Below are 24289 nucleotides of genomic sequence, written 5' to 3'. Positions count from 1 at the left end.
ATCCGCCGCACCCTGCAGGACGCGATCCGGGCCGAGGAGGCGGCGCGCCGCGCCGCGGAGCGCCAGGCCGAACGTCGGGAGGCCGAACGCCGCGAGGCGGACCGCCGCGAGGCGGAGCGTCGCGAGGCGGAACGCCGGGCGACGGCGGAGCCGGCCCTGGCGATGGCCTCGGCCGGACCGGACACGGCCAAGGCGGCCGCCCCGGCGCCGAGCGCAGCCGAGGCCGACGACGACGACGGCTGGCCGGCCGATCTCTCGCCCCCCAAGGAAACCGCCGCGGCCGCGCCCGAGACCGCCGCCGACACGACACAGGACGTCGAGAACGCCCCCTCGGTGGTGCCGGAGAGCGATGCCTTCGCCCTGCCCGACACGCCGGCGCGGGACTGGGACGCCGAGTTCGAGGCGGCCGAGGCGCGCCGCCTCGCCCGCGAGCAGGCCGGGGCGAAGCCGCGGCGCCGCTTGGCGCTGCCGCGCCCGAGCTGGACCACCGTGGTCCTCTCGATGCTGGTGGCGATCGGCGTCGTGCTGGCCTGGCGGGCCGACGTGGCGCGGGTGCTGCCGCAGACCGCATCGGTGTTCGCCAGGATCGGCCTGCCGGTCAATCTGCGCGGGCTCGCCTTCGACGCCGTCAAGCTGGAGACCGACACGGCCGACAAGGTGCCGGTCGTGGTGGTCGAGGGCGTGATCGTCAACGTCGCCAAGGTGCGCATCGACGTGCCGCGCCTGCGCTTCGCCATGCGGGACGCGAACGGCGCCGAGCTCCACACCTGGACGGCTCTGCCGCAGAAGCCGGCGCTGGCACCCGGCGAGACCCTGGCGTTCCGCACCCGCCTGGCGTCGCCGCCGGCCGAGAGCCGCGAGATCCTGGTGCGGTTCTTCAATCGTCGCGACCGCTGATCCGCGCGCTCGCCGCTCTCATTCCTAGGACGAGGACCCGGTGGCCCGCATCCTGATCGCCGAAGACGAAGACACGCTGCGGACCCTGGTGGTGCGCGGCCTGAGCCAGGAGGGGCACGACGTGATCGCGGCCGCCGACGGCGCCGAGGCGCTCGACGTGCTGGGCCGCGAGCAGGGCCGCTTCGACCTGCTGCTCACCGACATCCGCATGCCGCTGATGGACGGCATCGCGCTCGCCCTCTCGGCGGCGCGCGACTGGCCCGACCTGATCATCCTGCTGATGACCGCCTATGCCGACCAGCGCGAGCGCGCCCACGGCCTCGAGGCGCTGATCCACGACGTGATCACCAAGCCCTTCACGCTCGCCGAGCTGAAGGTCGCCGTCGGCGAAGCCCTGGCGGCGCACGGCAAGACGTGACGGCAAGGCGGCAGAGCGCCGTAGGATGTCGTCGGCGGAGCCGCCGGCGTCACGTGCTCCCGCTGCCGCGGCGAAGCGCGTCGGCCGCGACCTCGAGCGGCAGGACCAGCGACAGCGGCGCATCGTCGAGGCGGAGCGCGCCGTAGCTCTCGTACCAGCCGGCGGCGCGATCGTTCTTCGCATCGACGAGAAGCGCGACGCCGCCGACGTCCTGCGCGACACGAATGCAACGATCGGCAGCCCGGAGCAGCAAGGCACCGCCGAGGCCGCGCCCCTGCACGCTTCGATCGACGGCGAGGCGACCGAGGCGGAACACCGGCACATCGTAGCGGGCGAGGCCCTTCTTCGCGAGCGCAGGCGTCCGGGCGTAATCGAGCGAGGCGGGGCTCAGCGTGTAGAAGCCGAGAACGCGCTGGGGCGCATCGTACGGCGCGGCGACGAAGCACTTCGCACCGCCGCTGTCGTGATTTTGGCGGGCGTAGCGTTGCAGGTAGACGTTCAGATCGGCGTCGCCGCAGTCGAACGCGGCGCGGGCGTGAGACTTGTCGAGAGGCGCTTCCGCCCAGACCAGGTCGGTCACGGCAGCCGGAAGCCGGCCTTGGCGGCCCGCACGAGGCGCGCCGGAGCCGCAGGCGGGTTCTCCAGCAGAGCGAGGACGCGCAGAGAGTCGCGTTCGGACAGCGTCACGCGTTCGGCCTCGGCGATGTCGGCTTCGGCTTTCGGCAGCACGGTTCCGAGAATGTAGCCGGTCAGATCGAGGCGCTTGAGCGCCGCGGCGCGGGTCAGCGTGGCCTTGTCTTCCGGGCGGAGCCGCAATTCGACGCGGCCGCTGTCGGCGTGAGACCGGGGCATGATGCATCCTCATACAGGAAGGCCAGTGTACGGAATCATTCCGTACGATGCAAACACCCTCCGGCCGTCCTGTGTCGCCCCTCACGAGAACGCTGGTCGGCGCAAGTCGCTGCGCTCACTGGCGCCCTACGGGCCCAACCGGCGGACGCTGGTGACCGGGCCGGCCGTGGTGGCGATGCGGGCGAGCGCCGGGGCGGTCGGCTCGATCGCGGCCGCCATATGGTGGGCGTTGGCGTGCAGCAGCGTCGCGGCGTCGCGGACGATGGCGACGTGGCCCTTCCAGAACACCAGGTCGCCGCGCCGGAACGCGGACGAGTTCTGCGGGTCGGCGAGCGGCGTGCCGAGCGCCGTCTCCTGCATGTCGGTGTCGCGCGGGCAGGCGATGCCGCAGGCTGAGAGGGCGAGCTGGGTGAGGGCCGAGCAGTCGAGGCCGAGGCTCGTCTTGCCGCCCCACAGATAGGGCGTGCCGAGAAATCGTTCGGCCACCGCCACCATGTCGTCCTCGGCGGCCCCCACGGGCGCCAGATGGACGAGCGGCACATGGCCGCCCGACGCCGTGACGGCATACGGGCCGTCGATGCGCGCGATCGCCAGCCGCGCCCCGAAGGGCAGCGTCTCGACCGGCGGAAGCTTCACGGAGGGGCCGGGCAGCACCACGGTGCGCAGCGCTACGACCCTGTGGGTCGGCGCAGGCCCGGACGCGCCGAGCGCGGCGGCCGGCAGGTAGCCGACATAGCCGTCGGCCTCGAGCTGCCCCCACGCGAAGCCGTCCTCGCCGAGGTCGTAGACGGTGACGCGCTCGCCCTTCAGCGCCTCGGTGAGAAGCTCGGCCGTGGGGGACGGCGCCTTTCGCACCGGCGCCTGCGCGGCGATCACCTCCTGCGCGCGGCCCTCGACGAACCGCCGGGCCGCCACCTGGCCCTCGAGCGATTTCGCCGCGAGATCGGAGCGTGCCGGCGTGATGCGGGGATCGAGCCCGGCCCCTTGCGCGCGCGCCGCCAGCGGCGACAGCGCGGCGGCGGGCAGCAGCGTGAGCAGATCGCGGCGGTTCATGAGAGACGCGGCGTCGAACGCCCCCTACCCCCGCGGCGGACGGCGGCGCTCGGCGAACCAGGCCCGGTAGTCGGCCATCTTGGCGCGCTGCGAGGAGGACGCGCGGCCCTTGCAGGTGGCCGCCTCCGGGCTGCCGTCCGGCGCACCCCAGCGCAGCTCGACACAGTCGTTGACGTTGTAGGCCATCTCCAAGACCTTCACGCGGTCGACGACGTCCTTGACCGTGAGGGTCCAGGGCGAGCCGTCGGTGCGCGGATAGCTGAACTTCCGCGACGACAGCTCGGCCGCGAGCACGGTGTCCAGCTCCTGCTTCACGTCGGCGAGGCTCTTGCCCTCCGGCATGGCGTAGCGCTCGGGGCGGCGGGCGACGCGGTCCGGGAAGCCGCGCACCACGTCGATGGCGATCAGCAGACGGAGATCACGCGACGGCGTCGCGAAGTCCTCCCAGGCGCCCGTGGTCTCGAAGATCGCGGCGCCGTCCGGCATGTCGGCGGACTTGCCGGTGACCTGATATTTTCGCCCGTTCTCGACCGAGGTGATGCGGGCGCGCACCTGCTCGTCGAGCGCCTGGATCACCTCCTTCATGGCCCGCATCGGATCGAGCTGGGACGGCGAGATGACGTCCTCCATGCGGTCGTAGAAGGCCTCGACCGACAGCTTCGACTGGTCGAGAGAGAAGTCGCCGTAGTTCGGATTCCTGGCGATCTCGCGATTGGTCAGCCGGCGCATGCCGCCGTTCTCGGCGACCACCGGGCGGAAGCGCTTGAAGCCGGGTCCGCCGAGCGCCGGATCCTGGGCGAACAGGAAGTTGCCGCGCCAGAAGCGCTTGATCGCGACGGTGCCGTCCGGCTGCGCATCGACGGCGAGCAGGACGCCGGCCGTGTCGCCGGTCTGCGGCACCCGCTTGGCGATCACCAGAAGGTGCCCGTACGGATCGGCATAGACGGTGCCGGGGCGCAGCGTCTCCTGCGACAGCGGCACCGGATAATAGTCGGTGTTGTCGTCGGCGAGCGCGGTGCGGCCCGAGCCCGAGTGGACGCCGTCGCCCACCGACCATTTCAGGTAATGGCCGAAGCCGGGCACGAGGCCGGCCGGACGCGGCGGCGGCGACCACGGCTTCGGCGCCGGCTTGGCGCCCGGCACGCTCGCCGGGGTCGCGGGGGGCGGTGGCTGCTGCTGGCGCAGCATGCCGAACAGGCCGGGCGACGGCGGCGGCATGGCCGGATCGGCCGAGGCGACGATCTCCTCGGGAGGCGGCGCGGCGCGCGGCTCCTCCTTCTGGATGTTCCACCACACCGGGCAGCGGGGCGCATCGCCACCGCCGCCGCGGGTGCACTTCGCGTAGCCGAACGGCAGGCCCATCTTGAAGGCGAAATAGGCGCGCAGGAAATACGGAAGGTCGGCGCAGTCGGGCTTGATGAACAGCCCGGCCTGATCCTCGGCGAGGCCCAGGTGGTTGAACAGCAGATTGCGCGAGCGGTCGCGCAGCACGTCGTGCAGCGCCTTCCAGGACGGCGGCGGAGCGTCGAGCGGCGCGTCGAACAGCTTCTCGACCCAGGCCGAGTAGAGGTTCTCGTTGGCGCGCGTCCAGCTCGCCCGCACCGGCCAGACGGTGCCGGCCTGGGCGCCGGGGCGGGACGGCTGGGTCGCCTTGACGGCGACCTCGCGCGTGATCGTGGCGCAGTCGGCCGGCGCATCGTCGCGGGCCAGCGTGACGCGCCAGGTGCCGGCGGCCGGTTGGGCCACCTCGGCGATCCAGAAATACGAGGGGCCGCCCATGCGGTCGCGCGACTTCGCCGCGACCTTGCCGTCCGGCCCGATCAGCGAGACCTCGCCCTGGATCGGCTTCTCGGCGGAGACCAGCACGCGCAGCGGCGCACCCTTCCACGGCGCCACCGGCGACGGCAGGACGGCGAGATCGGCCGCGTCCTCGCAGGCACCGGCCGCCTGGGCGGGCGTCGCGCCGAGACCGGAAAAGGAGCCTGCGATCAGCGATAAAGCCGCCGCGGCGGCAGCGAAGTGGCGTGCCGGAAACAATGGATCCCCCCAGTTTCCATGAAGCGCGCCGGGAGAATACTGTGAAACCTTGGGCTGAATGATGGCGAAATCTTCGCCATCACAGAGGTGGCGTGTGGCATGAGCCCGAAAGTTGCGACACTTCCAGGCGGCCCGACAGCTAGCGCGCTCAGCGAAGGATTTCTTCGGGTCAGCGCGATGTTGATTCGCAAGGCATATTATTGCGGGGACCGAATCAACGCGCTAGTTTCGCGACTCCTTGAAGTGACTCGACCTCACATAATCGGCACGGAAGCATCGGAGGCCAACATGCCGACCACCTCTTCATTAGGAATGACCTTAAAAAAGAAGAAATTCGCTGGACTCTCGTCGACGGAACCTTAGAAGCACCCACTTACCGGCAGCATGGAAAAAAGAAATACAATTCAAGCATCAGCAGGAACGAGATGCAGAATTCTTTTCATAAAATATTCATTGAGCTAATGGCTGAATTCGATCCAAAGTCAGTCGGATATAGGGTCAATCATCAAATAAATACCGTCGATCAAGCAGCTTACTTGATCATGCCTCTTGGCCTGCTATGCAACTTGTGCTTCGATAAAAAAATTCCTACGTGCGAATTCAACAACAATTCTTTTACTGCAAAACGCTTTGGACTTAGCAAGGGAGCAACTCCTGCGGAATACATCTCAAGTCTTTTCAACTCCCCATCGCCGCATTGGGACCAAAATCAAAAGTACTCAGCGATGACCGCCTGGGGCGCACTAAATGTATAATATTGGAGACGATGTAAAAGGAAAATACATAATAGAAGAATCACTGGAGCCCGGCAGTTTCGGGCTTGTTTACAAGGTGCACAATTATGGAGTTAATCGGAAGTCCGTAATAAAAATTGTCGAGGCAGAGGATCCGAAAAAATTGAAGGAAATAATTGAGTCATACTCTCAAAGCATATGCCAGCACGAATGCATAGTCAAAATATATGCCTGTGAACTGACCGAAATTCGCCTACCTGATGGATCGACTCGACTGGGAATACTTATGGAACTCGAATGGATCCCCGGAGGATCCTGGGAGAAGCTACTCCGGTCAAATTACGTTCCTATTTCGCATTCATGCAGCCTGGCAATTGACGCGCTCTTCGGACTTCACTTTGCTCACCAAAAGGGAGTAATTCACGGAGATATTAAACCTGACAACATCTTCATCTCAGACAATCACGCAAAGCTAGCAGATTTTGGATTATCCAAATATAATATAATTCCTGGAATAAGCCGAGCCAGCGACCTCCACTATGCGCCTCATGCATCTCCAGAACTGAGGAAACTCGGAAACATTAATGTACAAACAGATGTTTTTGCTGCAGGCATGACACTATTTCGCGCAGTCAACAACATTTCCGACTGGCGCCACCGCATCGATGCTATTTCCGACTTCGATAGACTTTTATCAGAAGGAAGCTTAATCAAGCGCATAGGCTACAACCGTGAGGTGCCGAGAAAAATCAGAGCAGCGATAAATCGAGCATGCAACCCTGAACAAACTTCCAGATTTGAAAATTGCGCCGCATTCCGGCAAGCACTTACTCAAATTCGCTTTAAAAATTCCTGGACCCGAGTGACCGACTTTTTATACGAATCAAATTTTAATGGCAGAACCGAATCCGTTGAAGTGTTGCCGAGTCGCACGACTTTTGATGTTGTCTACAAGGTCAATGGAAGACGAAAAACCACCTTATGCGCGAAGTTTAATTCCCAAAAAGACGCAAAAGACTACCTTCTAACACTTCTGTACGAAAACACTGTCGAGTAGTACGTTAAGCTGAAAGTCGGTCAATGGTTGAATTGCACACATCTCCAAAAGCCGCCTCGAACCTATTAATGGGCGAGCAACGCGATCGGTATATTCGACGAAGCACAACAGTGCCAGTAGATCGACTAAGGGCAGATCTCGCAATATTTACAGCTTTACGCCGCGAACCCACTTCTTCGGTCCTATATTTTTTTGAATTCATTCCGATAATTACGATCCGGTAAGTGACGGACATCCTTCCCTCCTATTTAATAAGAACATAACACGAACAAACTCGCTTGACAAGCGTTGCTTGCGGTTCATCTATTTTGAGCTCCGTCACCGCAGCCGCACGCCCTTGGTCGTGAACTGCTGCGTCTTGGCGCCGGCGCCCGGCCGCACCGGGCGGCGGGTGCCGGCGGCCTTGCCGGTGCCGGGCGGCTGCACGGCGGGGACGAGCTGGTCGGGACGCGAGCCGATCAGGTCGGCGCGGCCCATCTGCTTGAGCGCGTCGCGCAGCAGCGGCCAGTTCTCCGGATCGTGGTAGCGCAGGAAGGCCTTGTGCAGACGGCGCTGGCGCAGGCCCTTGATGGCCTCGACCTTGTCGGAGGCGCCGCGGCGCACCCCGCGCAGCGGGCTCACCCCGGTGTGGTACATGGCGGTCGCGGTCGCCATCGGGGACGGCAGGAAGGTCTGCACCTGGTCGGCCCGGTAGCGGTTCTTCTTGAGCCACAGCGCGAGGTTCATCATGTCCTCGTCGGTCGTGCCCGGATGCGCCGCGATGAAGTACGGAATCAAAAAGTACTGCTTGCCGGCCTCTTTCGCGGCCTCCTCGAACATCGCCTTGAAGCGGTCGTAGGCGCCGATGCCGGGCTTCATCATCTTGTCGAGCGGGCCGCGCTCGGTGTGCTCGGGCGCGATCTTCAGATAACCGCCGACGTGATGGGTGACGAGCTCCTTGACGTAGTCGGGGCTCTTCACCGCGAGGTCGTAGCGCACGCCCGACGCGACCATCACCTTCTTGACGCCCTTCACCTCGCGCACCTTGCGATACAACCTGATCAGGTCGTCGTGCGAGGTGTTCAGGTTGGGGCAGATGTCCGGGAACACGCAGGACGGCCGCCGGCACGCCGCCTCGACCTTCGGGTCCTTGCAGGCCATGCGGTACATGTTGGCGGTGGGTCCGCCGATGTCCGAGATGACGCCGGAAAAGCCCGGCGTGTTGTCGCGGATGCGCTCGATCTCGCGCAGGATCGAGCCCTCGGAGCGGTTCTGGATGATCCGCCCCTCGTGCTCGGTGATCGAGCAGAAGGTGCAGCCGCCGAAGCAGCCCCGCATGATCGTCACCGAGAACTTGATCATGTCCCAGGCGGGAATTTTTGCGTCGCCGTAGGACGGATGCGGGGCGCGCGCATAGGGAAGATCGTAGACCGCGTCCATCTCGGCCGTGGTCAGCGGGATGGGCGGCGGCGTCAGCCACAGGTCGCGGTCGCCGTGGCGCTGGACCAGCGGGCGCGCATTGCCGGGATTGCTCTCCCGGTGCAGCACGCGGGAGGCGCGCGCATAGGCCTCCTTGTCCTGCTCGACCTGCTCGTAGGCGGGCAGGCGGATGACGGTGTCGCCCTGCTGCTGGCGGGCGCCCTCGTCGGCGGAGTCGAGGTCGTCGGCGTGCAGCTCGGTGAAGGTCTCGGGGACGCGGCGGAACAGCGCGACGCCGCGCACGTCGTGGAGATCGCGTAAAACCTCGCCGGCGGCGACCCGGTGCGCGACCTCGACCAGCGCGCGCTCGGCATTGCCGTAAATGAGAATGTCGGCCTTGGCGTCGGCCAGCACCGAGCGGCGGACCTTGTCGGACCAGTAGTCGTAATGCGCGATGCGGCGCAGCGACGCCTCGATGCCGCCGAGGACGATCGGCACGTCCTTGAACGCCTCACGGCAGCGCTGGGCGTAGACGATGACGCAGCGGTCCGGCCGCTTGCCGCCCTCGCCGCCCGGCGTGTAGGCGTCGTCGTGGCGCAGCCGGCGGTCCGCCGTGTAGCGGTTGACCATCGAGTCCATGTTGCCGCCGGTGACGCCAAAGAACAGCGTCGGCCGGCCCAGAGCCTTGAACGGCTCGGCCGACTGCCAGTCCGGCTGGGCGATGATGCCGACCCGGAAGCCCTGCGCCTCCAGCAGCCGGCCGACGATCGCCATGCCGAAGCTCGGATGGTCGACATAGGCGTCGCCCGTCACCAGCACGACGTCGCAGGCGTCCCAGCCGAGCGCGTCCATCTCGGCGCGGCTGGTCGGCAGGAAGGGCGCGGCCCCATAGGGGTGCGCCCAGTGCCGGGGCCAGGAGAACAGCGGTTTGGCGGGAGTGTCGGGGGCGCTCATGGCCCGGAGGCTTACGGCGCCCGGACCGCGAGTTCAACCGGCCGAAGCCGGGATTTGACGCGAACGTGTCCGGAACCGAGCGGCGGACACGGCGCGTCGGGACGTCGGATCAGACCACGCCCACGAGCCAGAGAACGAGAACGACGCTGAGCGGCACGCCCAGCCACCACAGGATGATCGGCATAGCTTCCTCCGTGTTGGGTTCGATCGTACCGGGTCAACATCGATGGCGGCGCGCCGTTCCGTCGCGGCGTGGACGACGCGGATGCGACCGGGCGCCGCGCATCGGCACGGAACTCCGGAGTACCGCTGCGGCTTGCACTCCAAACGGGAGCGCCAGGATGAAGATCGACGATTTCGCCGGCCGCGGGCCGGAGCTGAAGCCGGAAGAATTTCTCACCGGTCGGCTGGAAGGCTGGGCCGTGCTGGAGAGCCCGCTCGGCGGCCTGTCCCAGCGCGCGAGCGTGACGGCGGAAGGGTGCTTCGACGACGCCACCGCGACGCTGCACTTTCACGAGACCTGGACGTTCGACGACGGCCACACCGACACGCTGCGCTGGCGCATCCGCCGCACCGGCCCCGGCCACTACACGGGCAGCGAGGACCGGCTGGAGGGCGAGGCCGAGGGCGAGCAGGCCGGCTTCGCCTTTCACTGGCGCTACACCCGGGACGTTCCGCAGAAGGACGGCGGCAGCACCAAGCTGAACTTCGACGACTGGTTCTGGCGGATCGACGACGAGGCCGTGATCGTCAAAGGCACGGCCGGCCGCCTCGGCCTTCCCTTCGCCTCGGCGCACGTGACCTACCGGCGGGCGCAGTAGTCGCGCCTCACCCGGGCAGCGCGCGGACCGCGATGCCGATGCAGACGATCAGCATCATCACGGGCAGCGCCCATTTGATCTGGCGGCGCAGCTCGACGCAGCCGGCGTGGAAGCGGCGGGTCGGGTCGGCGCAGGCGGCGGTGAGTCCGACCTCGATCATCAGCACCAGCACCAGATACAGATACCCGAGCGAGATCATCTGCGAGACCGGGGTGTTGAGCGAGATCGCCCCCGGAAAGCTCGACTCGAAGGTGAAGCTCAGCGCTGCGAGTCCGAGCAGCGACGAGAAGATCATCGTGCCCTTGTCCTTCTCCTGTTCGCGCAGCGCCGGCGACCAGAGCACGAACAGCGAGACCGAGAGCACGGCGAACAGCGGCACGAAGATGCGCAGGATGTAGCGGTCGGAGTGGCGCGCCAGCTCGACCGTCGCGGCGAGCCGCGAGTAGCTGCGGGCGTTCCAGCCCATGCTCTCCTCGTTGGCGAAGCGCAGCCGCACCGGCCGCCAGTACACCATCGAGGGCGATTCATCGACGCCCGAGAGGAGCCGGTCCGTCTCGGTGGTGATCAGGATCGCCTCCTGCTTGGCGTAGCGCGGCAGCGACAACGACAGCGTCAGCTCCTGGCGGTCGAACGGGAACGCGTCCATGTTGATGCGGAACCGGAAGTCGCTCTCGAAGCGCTCGATCAGCACCACCTCGCCGTCGGCCTGGGTGGCGACCGCCACGGTGCGCGAGTCGCGGCCGCCGATCTGATTGTCGATGACCAGACCGGGCGTCCAGATCGACGCCAGCCAGGCGTCGGCCTCGCCGGCGATGCGATCGACCCGGGCCGAGCCGACCGCGACGGCGTCGAAGCGCAGCCGCGGGTCGGTCCAGCGCTGGGTGACCTCGACGTAGAAGCGCCCCTCCCCGGCCGTCTCCTTGACGTCGAGCACGTTGAGGACCCGCAGCGCGACCCGCACCCGCACCGGCAGCTCGACCCCGGAGGGCAGCGCGGTGCGCGCCTCGTCGGCCCGCGAGACCGTGCCGAGCGACAGGAGGACGAGCGCGAGCCCGACGATGAGCCGCCTCACGGCCGGCTCCGGCGGGCGAGCGCGCTGCGCAACAGCACCGCGAAGACGATCCAGGCGAGAATGCCGCCGCACAGCGCGGTGACGACCAGCTCGGTGCGTAGCCGGCCGCGGTCGTCGGGGATCTCCTCGACCGCGATCGTCATGCCGACCAGGCGGCCGGAGAAGTCGACCAGCGGCTGCGACACCACGCTGAACGGACGCCCGTCGATCTCGCGGGTCTCCACCTGCACGTCGCGCAGCGCCCGCATGCGGCTGCTCTTGAGCAGCGCGGCGAAGCGGTCGTCGTCGGTCGACAGCGCCAGCACGAGATCGCCGAAGCGCGGCAGCTTGGGATCGAGCGCGACGCCGACCATGGCGGGGGCGAGGACGACGCCGACATCGGCGTTGGTCGAGGCCTTCACCAGATCGAGGATCGGCCGCACGTCGAGGCCGACCTCCATGGTGCCGACCGGCGCCTTGTCGCGCTCCACCAGCGCGACGCCGCGGATGCCGAGGCCGGCGATGCCGATCTCGAAGCCGGTCTGGGCGCGCCCGCTGCGGTTGGCCGCGACGATCATCGGACGGAAGCCCGAGATGTCGTCGCCGAACGTGTCGAGCCGGTGCATGCGCAGCAGATAGCGCAGGTCCATGCCGTGATAGCCGTAGATCTGCACGCCGGCCTGGCGGGCCAGATACGCGTAGGGCCCTTGCGACAGCGCCTGCAGGCGCGCCCGGTCCGAGACGGCGAGCGCCTCGATCACGTCGGGCCGCCGGGCCGTCGCCTCGGCGAGCGAGAGCGCGAACTTGCCGGCATTGTCGAACGCGCTGGTGAGCGTGCCGGCGACCAGCCGCATGCGGACGTCGCGGTCGCGCGTGTCGGCGGCGTCCTGGGCCCGCATCTGCAGCCAGACCATGCCGCCCAGCACGGCGGCGATCACCAGCGCGACGGCGGGCGCGATCCAGGGCGCGCCGCGGCGCGACGCGCGGACGTGCGCGGCGGCCGCAGGCGTATCGCTCGCCGCGACGGGCGGAACGTCCGCGGCGGGCGGAACGAAGGATTCGAGGGACATCGTGCTTTCGATCGACGGTACGGTGGGAGGGAACGAGCGGCGCTTCTACCGTCGCCGGCGTGGGGGCACAAGGCGACCCGCCGCACGCCGCGCGTGCACTCCGGCCGGCCGCGTCGGCGTCGCGTGCACCCGGCGGCACGACGTCTCCCGGCGTCACCGCTTCGTCACAAGCGGTCGTTACCGCCACCCGGAGCCTTGCCAAACGCCGGGCCGGCGGTGTCTACACCCGATCGCGGCACCGTCCCGCGAAATCCCCGAAAAGGAGTGGCAGCGCATCGTGACACGCCGTGCGAGCACTCTGATCGCCGTGCAGCCGCGCCGGCCCCCCTTCGGGGTGTGGGACGCCGTGGCGATCGTGCTGATCCTCGGCGCCCTGGTGATCCTGGCCGAGGCGGCGCGCGGCGTCGCGCTGCCGCTCGGCGCGCTGGACGAGACGCCGATCAGCCTCGACCCGGGCAACCTGCCGGGCTACGCGGCGCGCACCGCGCTGCGGATGATCACGGCGCTGGCGCTCTCGCTGCTGTTCACCTTCACCTATGCGACGCTGGCGGCTCGCAGCCGCCGGGCCGAGCAGGTGCTGGTGCCGCTCCTCGACATTCTGCAGTCGGTGCCGATCCTCGGCTTCATCTCGGTCACCATCGTGTTCTTCATGTCGCTGGCGCCGGGCCGTGTGCTGGGGGCGGAATTCGCGGCCGTGTTCGCCATCTTCACCAGCCAGGCCTGGAACATGGCGTTCAGCTTCTACCAGTCGCTGCGCACCGTGCCGGACGACCTGGTGGAGGCGTCGCGCTGCTTCCGGTTCGGCGCCTGGATGCGGTTCTGGCGGCTCGACGTGCCGTTCGCCATGCCGGCGCTCGTCTGGAACATGATGATGTCGATGTCGGGCGGCTGGTTCTTCGTGGTCGCCTCGGAGGCCATCACGGTCGGCGACACCACGGTGACGCTGCCGGGCATCGGCTCCTACATCGCGCTGGCGATCGCGCAACGCGATCTGGTCGCCATCGGCTGGGCGATCGGCGCCATGCTGGTGGTGATCGCGATCTTCGACCAGCTGATGTTCCGGCCGCTGGTCGCCTGGGCCGACAAGTTCCGCTTCGACCAGGGGACCGGCGCGCCGCCGCCGACCTCCTGGGTGCTCAGCATGGTGCGCGGCTCGCGCCTGGTGCGCATGGCGGCGGCCCCGGTCGCGGCGGCGATGCGATGGAGCTACCGCCTCTCGCCCAAGGGCGGCGGCGCGGTCGCCGGGCGCGAGCGCACGACCGCCCAGAGCAGCCTCGGCGACCGCGTCTTCACGGCCGTGGTGCTGGTCGCGGTCGCGGTCGCGATCTGGCAGATCGTGCGCTACGTGCTGGCCGGCGTGCCGCTGTCCGAGATCGCCACCGCGCTGCTGCTCGGCCTCGCCACCATGACGCGGGTGTTCGTGCTGATCGCCATCGCCAGCCTGATCTGGGTGCCGATCGGCATAAAAATCGGGCTCGCGCCGCGGCTCGCCCGCATCGTCCAGCCGATCGCCCAGTTCCTGGCGGCGTTCCCGGCCAATCTGCTGTTTCCGATCGCCGTCTCGGGGATCGTGGCGTTCCGGCTCGATCCCAACATCTGGCTCAGCCCGCTGATGATCCTGGGCACCCAGTGGTACATCCTGTTCAACGTGATCGCCGGGGCGACGACGATCCCGGGCGAGTTGCGCGACGTCGCCACCAATCTGCGGGTGCGCGGCTGGCTGTGGTGGCGCAAGGTCGCGCTGCCCGCCGTGTTCCCGTTCTACGTGACCGGCGCCATCACGGCGTCGGGCGGATCGTGGAACGCCAGCATCGTCGCCGAGGTCGCGACCTGGGGAAACGACCGGCTGGAGGCGGCCGGGCTCGGCTCCTACATCGCGCGGGCGACCGAGGCCGGCGACTATCACCGGGTGGTGCTCGGGATCGCCGTGATGAGCGCCTTCGTCGTGATCATCAACCGGGTGTTCTGGCGGCCCCTCTATCTGTGGGCCGAACGCAAGTTCCGGCTCGGCTGAACGGCCGGCGGCCGAGAGACAACGGACGAAAGGCGATCGGCATGGAGAGCGCGGTTCTGCTGGACGTGCAAGGGCTCCGGAAGTCGTTCCCGCGGCCGGACGGCGGCGAGCTGCTGGTGCTCGACGACGTCAACCTGCGGGTGGCGGACGGCGAGATCGTCGGCCTGCTCGGCCGCTCGGGATCAGGCAAGTCGACGCTGCTGCGGCTGATCGCCGGCCTGTCGCGGCCGGCCGGCGGCGCCGTGTCCTACCTGGGCAAGCGCGTGGAGGGGCCGCCGCCCGGCGTCGCCATCGTGTTCCAGAGCTTCGCGCTGTTCCCCTGGCTGACCGTGCTGCAGAACGTCGAGATCGGGCTGGAGGCGCTCGGCCTGCCGGCGGCCGCGATCCGCCAGCGGGCGCTCGCCGCGATCGACCTGATCGGCCTCGACGGCTTCGAATCCGCCTATCCGCGCGAGCTTTCCGGCGGCATGCGCCAGCGCGTCGGCTTCGCCCGCGCACTGGTGGTGCATCCCAACATCCTGCTGCTCGACGAGCCGTTCTCGGCCCTCGACGTGCTGACCGCCGAGACGGTGCGCACCGACTTCCTCGACCTGTGGCAGGAGGGCAAGCTGCCCATCAAGGGCGTCGTGCTGGTCACCCACAACATCGAGGAGGCGGTGCAGATGTGCGACCGCGTCCTGCTGTTCTCCACCAATCCGGGCCGCATCATCGGCGAGATCGTGATCGACCTGCCGCAGCCGCGCGACCGGCTCGATCCCATGTTCACGGCGCTGGTGGACCGCATCTACGTCGCCATGACGGCGCGGCAGGAGCAGCCGCAGCGCCGCCCGACCCGGATGGGGATGGACCGGCTGCCCGGCACCGGCATCGACACGATCCTGCCCGAGGTCTCGACCAACCTCGTGTCCGGCCTGCTGGAGCGCCTCGCCGCGGCGCCCTACAGCGGCCGCGCCGACCTGCCCGACTTCGCCTCGGCGCTGCACATGGAGGTCGACGACCTGTTTCCGATCGCCGAGACCCTGCAGATGCTGCGCTTCGTCGAGGTCGAGGGCGGCGACATCAAGCTGACCGAGGACGGCACCGACTTCGCCAGTGCGGAGACGGACGTTCGCAAGCACCTGTTCGGCCGCAATCTCCTCGCCCATGTGCCGCTCGCCGGCCACATCCGCCGGGTGCTCGACGAGCGCGCCCATCACACCGCGCCGAAGGGCCGCTTCCTCGACGAGCTCGAGGACCACATGACGCCCGACGTCGCCGAGCAGACGCTGCGCGCCGTGACGAGCTGGGCCCGCTACGGCGAGGCGTTCGCCTACGACGACCACAATCAGACCTTCAGCCTGGAAAACCCGGCGTGAGATGCTCGGCGAACCGCGCTGCGGCGCGCAGGCGTGCGGCTCAGAACAGCGAGCTGCCGCCCGAGCTGGTCGATCCCATCGCGTCCAGCATGCTCTGGACGGTCGACACCGAGCGATAGTTCTTCAACACGGTATCGGCGAAGTCGTCGCTGAAGCCGAGCACGGCGCGCTCCTCGGCGCTCATCGCGGAATACTGCCGGATCAGCGCGGCGCTGCGGGTCGCCGCGTCGCTGCTGGAATTGGTGAAGGCCGACAGCATGGTGGTGCGGGCCCGCTGGTCGAGCTCCTTGCGGGCCGCCCGCGTTTCCAGCGCCGAGAACTGGCCGCCCGGATTCTGCGCCACGACGGCGAGCGCGCGGTTGTCGAACTTCTGGAAGTCGATCTTCTGGCCGGACCGCGAGGCGTCGAACACCAGCTCGGTGCCGGCGTCGCGCGCGGCGCTCGCCTGGGCGTCGATGGCGGCGCGGGCCTTGGCCGCGACGGTCGCCGGGTCGACGCCCTTGCCCGTGGTGGTGCCGGCCGTCGCGCTGGCGTCGAGCATCGCCCGCACCGGGTCGTCCGGATTGCCGGTCTTCGGCGCCTGGCCGAACGTCGCTTTCGCCGCGGCGAAGCCTTCGGCCACCGCCTTGCGCTGCGCCGTCCAGGCGGTGGTGGCCCGCTCCTCCGGCCCGGCGGCGTCGAGATAGTCGGCCGCGGTGGCGTACAGCGAGGCGTAGTCGCCGGTGTGGCGGGCGATCACGGCATAGGGCGCCAAGGCGTCGTCGAAGCGCGCCCGCAGCGTCGTCGCCGCCGCCTTGGTCTCGTCCGGCGTGAACAGGTCGCCGGTGCCGGCCGCGATGGTGGCGAGCGTCGCGCGCTCCTGGCCGGTGAAGTCGACCGCCACCTGCCCGTCGACCAGGGCCGACGAGATGCCGAGCGCGGCGTATTGCTGATCGAGCCAGGCGCGCGCCGCCTGGGCGCGCGGCAGCGCCGAGCCCGACGGGGTCGTCTGGGCCGCCTGGTTCGTCCCCGACAGCTTGGACATCGCCGCCAGATAGGCCTTCGCCTCGTCCGACAGCGTCAGCGTCGTCGCGGACGATCCGGTCTGGCTCGCGGCGGCCGTGGCTACAGCGGGCGACGTGCTCCGGACCTGCGACTGAACGGCGCTCGTCTTCTGCCCGTAGGCGCCTGCCCCGTACCCCGGATACGAGGCGGCCGACCCGATCTCTGCCGACATGGTTGGCCTCGACGGCATTGTTGCCTCGGCAACATTTAGGAAACCATGGTTAACGTCGCGTTAACGCCCGCACCGCGGAGGTACGAGGGCACTGACGGGACCAGCGACGGGCAGCCGATCCGGCGGTGTCAGATTCGATAAGCCGCGAGATTGTCGCGGATGCGCTCCAGCAGCCCCCGGCCGTCGTCACGCGGCGTCGAAGTGAGCCCGGTGAGGCGGGAAAAGATCTGCTGGTAGCGCGCGGCGAGCTCGGCGACCAGCTCGGGCGGCGCCTCCGGAATGACCGCGTCCGCGTAGGGATCGCAGTGCTCGACGAACCAGCGGCGCAGAAACTCCTTGTCGAAATACTCCGGCTCCTGGCCGGCCGCGAAGCGCTCCTCGTAGCTGCCGGCCATCCACCAGCGCGAGGAATCCGGCGTGTGGATCTCGTCGATGAGCGTCAAGCGCCCGCTCCGGTCGAGCCCCATCTCGTACTTGGTGTCGACCAGGATCAGGCCGCGTGCGCGGGCGATCTCCTGGCCGCGGCGGAACAGCTTCTGGGCCGTGTCCTCGACCTGCTCCAGCAGATCCTTCGGCAGCAGTCCGCGTTCGAGAACCTGCGCCGGCGTGATGGTCTCGTCGTGCGTCGCCTCCTTGGTGGAGGGCGTGAAGACCGGCACGGGCAGCCGCTCGTTCTTGCGCATGCCGTCGGGCAGCACGAAGGAGCCGAAGTCGCGCCGGCCGGCCTGGTAGTGCGTCCAGATCGACGTCGAGGTGACGCCGGTCAGGTAGCCGCGCATCACGATCTCGATCTTCAGCGGCGTGCAGCGCCGGGCCACCGTGACGTTGGGGTCCGGCAGCGCGATCACGTGATTCGGCAGGATGTCGCGCGTCTCGCCGCACCAGAAGGCGGCGGTGCGGTTCAACACCTCGCCCTTGCCGGGGATGTGGGCGACGATGCGGTCGAACGACGAGTGGCGATCCGTGGTGACCAACACCAGCCGGTCCGGCTGCACGTAGATGTCGCGCACCTTGCCCTCGATGCGCTCGCCGAGATCGGAGAAATCGGTGCGGCGAAGGGTCTCGGTCGCGGAGGGGTCGTCGGTCATCTCGCATCTCTCCCGCGGGTCGTGCCGCTCGCCGGCCACGACCCGACATCCGCGAAATAGCACGAGTCCGGCGGGACCTCCGCGGATACTTTGGTCCTGGCCGACGGGGGCGGATGATCGGGAATCCGCCGGGCGTCGGGCAGGCTCAGGCGCGCCCGACGTCGCGGAGCACATCGGCGGGCCTCGCCTCCGGTCCGGCGTCGCGCAGCCAAGCGCGTGCGATCTCCCGGATCTCGCCCGGCGTCATGCCAAATCGCCGCCGGAACGCCCGCACGAAGGTGGAGTCGCTGCTGAACCGCAGGTCGAGGGCGAGGTCGATCAGGCGGCCGTACTGCGTCTCCGGCGTCACCAGCAGCCGCAACGCGCGATCGAGGCGCCGCTCCTGCACGTAATGCGTCAGCCCCCCCTCGGCCTCGAACAGGCGGTAGAGGCTGGCGCGGGAGATACGGAACTCTCGACAGATCGCCTCGGCGGTCACGTCGTCCGTCTCGAGACGCGCCTGGATGTGGCGCTTGATCATCGCGAGGAGCAGATGGCGATCGGCCCGGCCGGCGACCTCCGCCGCCGCCGCCGCGCTGCCGACCGCCCCGGCGACGATGTCGGCCATCGCCTCGATCGTGGCCGACACGTCGGAGCCCACCGGCAAGGCGCGGTCCCACCAGGCGGTGATCTGGCTGGCCAGCAGCCGCGCCCGGTCATCGCCCCGGCGCATCAACGCGGCAGTCGTCGAATCCGGATTGGCGAGGCGGGGGGCCAGGAGCGCGCGCGGCAGGACGAGGGTCAACATTCGAGAGTGTGCACCGTCCGCCTCCGTCAACCACGTCTGGTTCGGTTGGGCCATGTCGACGAGGCAGATGTCGCCCGCCCGGACCGTCACGTGCCGGCGTCCCGAGGCGAACTGCATCTCGCCCTCGCGGCAGAGGGAAACGAGATAGTGGTCGATGTCGCCACGGGCGATGTGGGTGGGCGTGCGAACATAGCTGACGCCGGTCGAGACGGAATCGAGCAACAGGGATGTCCCGACCGGCCTCACCGTCGAGCGGAACTGGAAGGCGTCCGCCGCCGTCAGCTCCGTCACGTCGCAAAGCTCGGCCGTGGCCTCGCGCATCGCGGCGAGTGCCGCTCCTCCGCGAAAACGCTCGCCTTTCGGGGGGTCTTCCAAGCGCACTCTCGTCAAGGCAATGAAGGGCCACGCGGGCCGTTCACGAGATCCGCCGCCGCACAGCCGGCTCGTGGTTTCACCATATCACGGGCGAAACAGTCCGGAAATCTGACGCGACGGCGCCTCGTCGTTCGACCGGCGTCGTCACGGTGCCGGATCGAACCGCGGGTTCGGCCGATGTGTCCCGCCGGCAACAAGCCCGGACCGAATGCCTCCCTGAGACGCTCGGCACATCGCGCGTTCTGCAGGTTCGTTACGCTGCGTTGCTCGACATTGCGCAGAGGATTGCCCCGTGGCCCCCCGACCCCCACGTCTTCCAGCCTGCCTCGACCACGCCGGCCATCCCCTCCGGATCACGGGGCTCGACAAAGGCGACGTGCGGCGCCGCGCGCGGCGGCGGCTGGCGCTCGTCATGGTGCCGCTGGCCTGCCTCGCGATGGCGCCGCCGGCCCGCGCCGGTATCGACGCCTACGGCATGCTGAATGCGATCAACTCGAACCCCGGCGAGGTGATCGTATTCTCCACCCTGACCAACACGACCATCGGCTCGGCCATCACGGTCGGGAGTTATCCCTGGAACGCCGTGTTCTCGCCAGACGGCCGCTACGCCTATGTGGGGAGCGACGGGACGAACGCCGTCACGGTCGTCGACGTGGCGACGGGAACAATCGTCACCACCGTCGCGGTCGGGACCGAATCGAAGGGGATCACGATCAGTCAGGACGGTCGATACGTCTATACGACCTCCTTTAACGACAATTCGGTCTCGGTGATCTCCACGGCCACCAACCAGGTCGTCGGGTCGCCGATCCCGATCTCCTCCGCATTCGCGATCACAGTCTCGCCGGACGGCAACACGCTCTACGTGACCAACTTCTCTGACGGCACCTTATCGGTCGTCGATGCGGCGAGCAGGACGGTCATCGGCACGGTTGCCGTGGGCTATACCCCGACCGCCGTCTCCGTGTCACCGGACGGCAGCAAGATCTACGTCGCGAACGGGATCAACGGCCCCAACCCGGCCGTCTGGGTGATCGACGCAGCGACCCGGGCCGTGCTGACCACCATTCCGCTCGGCTTTGCCGGCAGTTCCATCGCCGTGTCCCCGGACGGCAAGCGCGTCTACGTGACGGACCAAGGCGACACGCTGTATGTCATCGACGCGGCGACCAATGCGGTCGTCACGACCGTCACGATCCCCCACAGCTCCATCGGCGTCTCGATCACTCCGGACGGCTCACGGATCTATGTGTCCAGCGCCTATGGCGCCTACGTCGTAGACGCGGCGACCAACACCATCATCGGCGCCGTGAGCACGCCGTTCAATGACAACACCAATTTAGGCACCGGCTGGATCGGCCCCAATCTGATCGTCGCCGCCGGCGGCGCCGTATCGGCCGGCAGCGACGCGGCGCTGACGACGCTCGGCTTCGACCAGTACGTCAATTTCAACGGCGGCACCCTGAAGCTCGACGCCTCGTTCAGCACGGCGAAGACGATCTCGCTGCTGGCGCTCGGCGGCGTCGTCGACACCAACGGCTTCGACCTGACGCTCTCCGGCACGATCATCAACAACGGCATGCTGACCAAGGCGGGGCTGGGCATCCTGACGCTGACCGGCGCCAACACCTACACGGGCGGCACTCTCGTCCTCGGCGGCCTGATCAATTTCAGCGCGGCGAACAATTTCGGCACCGGCGCGATCACGCTCGACGGCGGCGGCCTGCAATGGGCGACCGGGACATCGACCGACATCTCGTCGCGCCTCGGCGCGATCGGCCCGAACGGCGGCACCTTCGACACCAACGGCAACGCCGTGACGTTCGCGTCCGACCTCTCCGGCACCGGCAGCGTGACCAAGACCGGCGCCGGCACGTTGTCGCTCGCCGGCGTCAACACCTACACGGGCGCCACGATCGTCTCGGGCGGAACGCTGGCGCTCAGCGGGGCCGGCAGCATCGCGGCATCGAGCGGCGTCGGCATCGCGGCCGGCGCCGCCTTCGACATCTCCGCCACCACGGCCGGCGCCACCGTCACGACGCTGTCCGGCGTCGCCGGCAGCACAGTCGATCTCGGCGGCAAGACCCTGACGCTGTCGAACGCGTCCTCCACGTTCGCCGGCGATCTCACCGGCTCGGGGGGCCTGACGCTCGCGGCAGGCTTCGAGATGCTCACCGGCGCCAGCACCTACACGGGCGCCACCACGATCGACGGCGGGCTGCTGTATCTCGGAAACGGCGGCGCCATCACGGGCTCGGCCACCACGGTGAACGCCGGCGGCACGCTGGCCGGCACCGGCACGGCCGGCAGCGTCACGGTGAACAGCGGCGGCATCTTCGCACCCGGCTCCGGGACCCCCGGCAGCACCATGACGGTCGCCGGAAACCTCGCCCTCCAGAGCGGCGCGATCTATCAGGTCGCGCTCGACCCCACCACCGCGTCGCAGGCCACGGTCACCGGCACGGCCACGCTGGCCGGCACCGTGCAGGCCTATTTCGCCGCCGGCAGCTACGTGAGAAAGAGCTACACGATCCTGTCCGCCGGCAGCCGCAGCGGCACGTTCGACAGCCTGGCGACCAGCAATCTTCCGGCCGGCTTCATCGCCGTCCTGGACTATTCGGTGCCGAACAGCGTGTCGCTCGATCTCATGCTCGGGCTGGACAGCGCCACCGGCCTGTCGCGCAACCAGGCGGCGGTCGCGGCCTCGCTCAGCCGGTACTTCAACGCGGGCGGCGCCCTGCCGCCCGGCTTCGTCTCGGTGGCAGGGCTCACCGGCCAGCCCCTCGCCAATGCGCTGACCCGGCTCTCCGGCGAGGCGGCGACCGGCGCGCCGCAGGGCGCGTTCCAGATGATGACGGCCTTCCTGGGGCTGATGACGGACCCGTTCGTCGACGGACGGTCCGGGCCTGGCGTCGTCGGCCAAAGCGGCACCGCCCTCGGCTACGCCGCCGCGGACGCGCCGGCGTCGCCCGCGTCGGCCGCCTTCCAGGCCCTGGCGAAAGCACCCCCGGCCGGATCGGCCGGACCGCGCTGGAGCGTCTGGGGCTCGGCCTATGGCGGCTCCGGCCGAATCGACGGCGATGCCCTGGTCGGCAGCCACGATCTGTCGGCCCGGGCGGCCGGCTTCGCGGCGGGCGGCGACTACCGGGTGACGCCGTTCACCACGCTGGGCTTCGCGCTCGGTGGCGGCGGCACCAGCTGGAGCCTCGCCCAGGGGCTCGGGAGCGGCAGCAGCGACGCCTTCCAGGCCGGCGTCTACGGCACGTCGACGGCCGGCCCCGCCTATCTGGCGACCTCGCTGGCCTTCGCGGAGCACTGGGTGTCGACCGACCGCAGGGCGTTCGGCGGCAGCCGGCTCACCGGCCGCTACGAGGCCCAGAGCTGGGGCGGCCGCGCCGAGGCCGGCTGGCGGCTCGGTTGGGCCGGCGTCGGCGTCACGCCCTACGCCGCCGTGCAGGCCCAGGCGTTCGTGATGCCCGGCTTCGGCGAGAGCGATCCGAGCGGCGGCGGCTTCGGCCTCGGTTACGGGAACCGCACCGCGACGGCGCTGCGCAGCGAGGCCGGCACGCGACTGGAGACCGTGGTGGCGGTCACGCCCGACGCCGCGCTGGCGTTGCGCGGCAAGCTCGCCTGGGCGCACGACTGGGTGAGCGATCCCACCCTCGCCGTCACGTTCCAGGCGCTCCCCGGTGCCGGATTCGTCGTCGAAGGCGCCACGCCGGCGCGCGACCTCGCCCTGGTCTCGGCCGGCGCCGAGATACGCTTCGCCAACGGCTTCGCGGTCGCGGCCAAGTTCGACGGCGAGGCCGCCGCCCACAGCCGCACCTTGGCGGGAACGGCATCGGTCCGGTACGCGTGGTGACGGCGCGCCGGCGCAGGGCCGGGCGGGCCGCCGCCTACTCCCCGTCCGCCATGTAGGGCCGCGGCAGCGGCGGCAGCTTGTCGTGCGGGCGGCCGAAGTCGGGGGCGTCGGAGTCCTGGCCGATCGAGACGATGCCGCGGCGGATCGCGCGGGTCCGCGTGAACAGCTCGAACAGCGTGTCGCCGTCGCCCCGTCGAATGGCGCGCGTCAGCTTCGACAGATCCTCGCCGAAGGTGCCGAGCATCTCCAGCACGGCGTCCTTGTTGGCGAGGAAGATGTCGCGCCACATGGTCGGGTCGGACGCCGCGATCCGGGTGAAGTCGCGAAAGCCGCCGGCCGAGAACTTCAGCACCTCGGAGCGGGTGACGCGGCCGAGCTCGTCGGCCGTGCCGACGATCGTGTAGGCGATCAGATGCGGCAGGTGACTGGTGATGGCGAGCACCAGGTCGTGGTGCTCGGGCGACATCGATTCGACATTGGCGCCGATCGCGCTCCAGAAGGCGGCGAGCTTGTCGGTGGCGCCCGGGTCGGTGCCGTCCGGCGGCGTGAGGATGCACCAGCGATTGATGAACAGCTCGGCGAAGCCGGCGTCGGGACCCGAGTTCTCGGTGCCGGCGACCGGGTGGGCGGGGACGAAATGCACGCCCGCGGGGATGTGCGGCGCCACGTCCTTGACGACCGCCGCCTTGACGGAGCCGACGTCCGACACGATGGCGCCGGGCGAAAGGCGCGGCGCGATCTCCTCGGCGACGGCGCCGCACTGGCCGACCGGGATGCACAGGATCACCAGGTCGGCGCCGGCCGCGATGGCGGCCTGGACGAGGCCGCAGGCGGCGGCCAGCCCGCCCGGATCGAGGTTGCAGGCGGTCGAGCCGGGCCCGAGATCCTGGCTGATGGGGATGCGACCCGCGCCGGCGAGATCGCGCAGCACCAGGGAGCCGCAGGCGCCGTCGGCGCAGGCGGTCTCCTCGATCACGCCGGCCACCCGCAGGCCTTCGCCGGCGCGCCGCGCCGCGAAGTCGGCCAGCAGCCGCTGGATCTCGGCCCCCGACGCCCCACCCAGCGCCGCGACCGGCGCCGGCGACGCATCGCCCGCGACCGCGGCGTCCAGCTCTCGGAGGTCGGTCGGCATAGTCGATATCCTATATTCTTGTGGAAACAGCTTCAAGGTCGATCGCCTGGCTCCGTCCCGGCCGTGCCGCAGCCGATCTCCCGCATCGTCGCGCGCCCCGCGGCGCGCCCGCCGTCGC

Annotated in this window: 18 protein-coding genes; 7 read left to right on the top strand and 11 right to left on the bottom strand. The window is 68.9% G+C overall.

Going from position 1 to position 24289, the window contains the following annotated elements; genetic code table 11:
- A partial coding sequence (locus CH341_RS12965; protein WP_111419446.1) for an FxLYD domain-containing protein occupies positions 1 to 897 on the top strand: 897 nt, incomplete at its 5' end.
- Between the two features lie 40 nt (positions 898 to 937).
- Positions 938 to 1315 (top strand): response regulator, encoded by a 378-nt coding sequence (locus CH341_RS12960; protein WP_111419445.1) that lies wholly within the window; start codon positions 938 to 940, stop codon positions 1313 to 1315.
- Between the two features lie 49 nt (positions 1316 to 1364).
- Here CH341_RS12960 and CH341_RS12955 read toward each other — a convergent pair whose 3' ends face one another.
- From CH341_RS12955 to CH341_RS12940, 4 genes are all read right to left on the bottom strand, one after another.
- Entirely contained in the window at positions 1365 to 1895 is a 531-nt protein-coding gene (locus CH341_RS12955; RefSeq protein WP_111419444.1) for a GNAT family N-acetyltransferase, read from the bottom strand.
- A complete protein-coding gene (locus CH341_RS12950) occupies positions 1892 to 2167 on the bottom strand; it encodes a type II toxin-antitoxin system TacA family antitoxin (protein ID WP_111419443.1) in 276 nt (91 codons plus the stop codon). The genes CH341_RS12955 and CH341_RS12950 overlap by 4 nt, the downstream gene beginning before the upstream one ends.
- Positions 2168 to 2293: 126 nt before the next feature.
- Positions 2294 to 3220 (bottom strand): C40 family peptidase, encoded by a 927-nt coding sequence (locus tag CH341_RS12945; RefSeq protein ID WP_111419442.1) that lies wholly within the window; start codon positions 3218 to 3220, stop codon positions 2294 to 2296.
- A gap of 24 nt (positions 3221 to 3244) precedes the next feature.
- Positions 3245 to 5257 carry a hypothetical protein gene (locus CH341_RS12940; RefSeq protein ID WP_111419441.1) on the bottom strand — a complete coding sequence of 671 codons (2013 nt, stop codon included), beginning with the start codon at positions 5255 to 5257 and terminating at the stop codon, positions 3245 to 3247.
- A gap of 747 nt (positions 5258 to 6004) precedes the next feature.
- On the opposite strand from CH341_RS12940, the gene CH341_RS12935 reads away from it, so the two are divergent.
- Positions 6005 to 7048 (top strand): serine/threonine protein kinase, encoded by a 1044-nt coding sequence (locus tag CH341_RS12935; RefSeq protein WP_111419440.1) that lies wholly within the window; start codon positions 6005 to 6007, stop codon positions 7046 to 7048.
- 318 nt (positions 7049 to 7366) lie between these two features.
- Here the strand turns inward: CH341_RS12935 and CH341_RS12930 are convergent, their stop codons facing one another.
- Positions 7367 to 9400: a YgiQ family radical SAM protein gene (locus CH341_RS12930; protein ID WP_111419439.1), complete on the bottom strand. Its 2034-nt coding sequence runs from the start codon at positions 9398 to 9400 to the stop codon at positions 7367 to 7369.
- Between the two features lie 341 nt (positions 9401 to 9741).
- Between CH341_RS12930 and CH341_RS12925 the strand changes: the two genes are divergently transcribed.
- Complete coding sequence (locus CH341_RS12925) at positions 9742 to 10221, top strand: DUF3833 family protein (protein WP_111419438.1); 480 nt, start codon at positions 9742 to 9744, stop codon at positions 10219 to 10221.
- Between the two features lie 7 nt (positions 10222 to 10228).
- Here the strand turns inward: CH341_RS12925 and CH341_RS12920 are convergent, their stop codons facing one another.
- Both CH341_RS12920 and CH341_RS12915 read right to left on the bottom strand, forming a co-directional pair.
- Positions 10229 to 11293, bottom strand: coding sequence for a ligand-gated ion channel (locus tag CH341_RS12920; RefSeq protein WP_111419437.1), 1065 nt, complete (start codon positions 11291 to 11293; stop codon positions 10229 to 10231).
- Positions 11290 to 12342 (bottom strand): cache domain-containing protein, encoded by a 1053-nt coding sequence (locus CH341_RS12915; protein WP_245431027.1) that lies wholly within the window; start codon positions 12340 to 12342, stop codon positions 11290 to 11292. Before CH341_RS12915 ends, CH341_RS12920 begins: the two co-directional genes overlap by 4 nt.
- Before the next feature lie 274 nt (positions 12343 to 12616).
- Here CH341_RS12915 and CH341_RS12910 point away from each other — a divergent pair, with 274 nt between their 5' ends.
- Both CH341_RS12910 and CH341_RS12905 read left to right on the top strand, forming a co-directional pair.
- Positions 12617 to 14356, top strand: coding sequence for an ABC transporter permease (locus CH341_RS12910; RefSeq protein WP_425376177.1), 1740 nt, complete (start codon positions 12617 to 12619; stop codon positions 14354 to 14356).
- A gap of 41 nt (positions 14357 to 14397) precedes the next feature.
- Positions 14398 to 15711, top strand: a complete 1314-nt coding sequence (locus CH341_RS12905) for an ABC transporter ATP-binding protein (protein WP_111419434.1) — start codon at positions 14398 to 14400, stop codon at positions 15709 to 15711.
- Positions 15712 to 15751: 40 nt separating this feature from the next.
- On the opposite strand, the gene CH341_RS12900 is transcribed toward CH341_RS12905, so the two are convergent.
- The 3 genes from CH341_RS12900 to CH341_RS12890 form a co-directional block, all read right to left on the bottom strand.
- Positions 15752 to 16927, bottom strand: a complete 1176-nt coding sequence (locus CH341_RS12900) for a hypothetical protein (RefSeq protein WP_111419433.1) — start codon at positions 16925 to 16927, stop codon at positions 15752 to 15754.
- Between the two features lie 128 nt (positions 16928 to 17055).
- On the bottom strand, positions 17056 to 18015 hold the full coding sequence (locus tag CH341_RS12895) for a phosphoribosylaminoimidazolesuccinocarboxamide synthase (RefSeq protein ID WP_170149604.1): 960 nt from the start codon (positions 18013 to 18015) through the stop codon (positions 17056 to 17058).
- 145 nt (positions 18016 to 18160) lie between these two features.
- Complete coding sequence (locus CH341_RS12890) at positions 18161 to 19177, bottom strand: helix-turn-helix domain-containing protein (RefSeq protein WP_245431025.1); 1017 nt, start codon at positions 19175 to 19177, stop codon at positions 18161 to 18163.
- 292 nt (positions 19178 to 19469) lie between these two features.
- Between CH341_RS12890 and CH341_RS12885 the strand changes: the two genes are divergently transcribed.
- Positions 19470 to 23039, top strand: a complete 3570-nt coding sequence (locus CH341_RS12885; RefSeq protein WP_146604461.1) for an autotransporter domain-containing protein — start codon at positions 19470 to 19472, stop codon at positions 23037 to 23039.
- Positions 23040 to 23073: 34 nt separating this feature from the next.
- On the opposite strand, the gene CH341_RS12880 is transcribed toward CH341_RS12885, so the two are convergent.
- Positions 23074 to 24171, bottom strand: a complete 1098-nt coding sequence (locus CH341_RS12880; protein WP_111419429.1) for a prephenate/arogenate dehydrogenase family protein — start codon at positions 24169 to 24171, stop codon at positions 23074 to 23076.
- Positions 24172 to 24289 lie beyond the last annotated feature (118 nt).

It is taken from the genome of Rhodoplanes roseus (assembly GCF_003258865.1).
Classification (GTDB): domain Bacteria; phylum Pseudomonadota; class Alphaproteobacteria; order Rhizobiales; family Xanthobacteraceae; genus Rhodoplanes; species Rhodoplanes roseus.
The sequence above is the reverse complement of the archived record's forward strand: the minus strand, read 5'-3'. Positions and strand labels throughout refer to the sequence as shown.

Bases quoted from the DNA above. Each gene is read 5' to 3' on its own strand.
- CH341_RS12950 (WP_111419443.1), bottom strand. From the start codon at position 2,167: ATGCCCCGGTCTCACGCCGACAGCGGCCGCGTCGAATTGCGGCTCCGC.
- CH341_RS12945 (WP_111419442.1), bottom strand. From the start codon at position 3,220: ATGAACCGCCGCGATCTGCTCACGCTGCTGCCCGCCGCCGCGCTGTCG.
- CH341_RS12935 (WP_111419440.1), top strand. From the start codon at position 6,005: ATGTATAATATTGGAGACGATGTAAAAGGAAAATACATAATAGAAGAA.
- CH341_RS12930 (WP_111419439.1), bottom strand. From the start codon at position 9,400: ATGAGCGCCCCCGACACTCCCGCCAAACCGCTGTTCTCCTGGCCCCGG.
- CH341_RS12925 (WP_111419438.1), top strand. From the start codon at position 9,742: ATGAAGATCGACGATTTCGCCGGCCGCGGGCCGGAGCTGAAGCCGGAA.
- CH341_RS12915 (WP_245431027.1), bottom strand. From the start codon at position 12,342: ATGTCCCTCGAATCCTTCGTTCCGCCCGCCGCGGACGTTCCGCCCGTC.
- CH341_RS12905 (WP_111419434.1), top strand. From the start codon at position 14,398: ATGGAGAGCGCGGTTCTGCTGGACGTGCAAGGGCTCCGGAAGTCGTTC.
- CH341_RS12900 (WP_111419433.1), bottom strand. From the start codon at position 16,927: ATGTCGGCAGAGATCGGGTCGGCCGCCTCGTATCCGGGGTACGGGGCA.
- CH341_RS12895 (WP_170149604.1), bottom strand. From the start codon at position 18,015: ATGACCGACGACCCCTCCGCGACCGAGACCCTTCGCCGCACCGATTTC.
- CH341_RS12880 (WP_111419429.1), bottom strand. From the start codon at position 24,171: ATGCCGACCGACCTCCGAGAGCTGGACGCCGCGGTCGCGGGCGATGCG.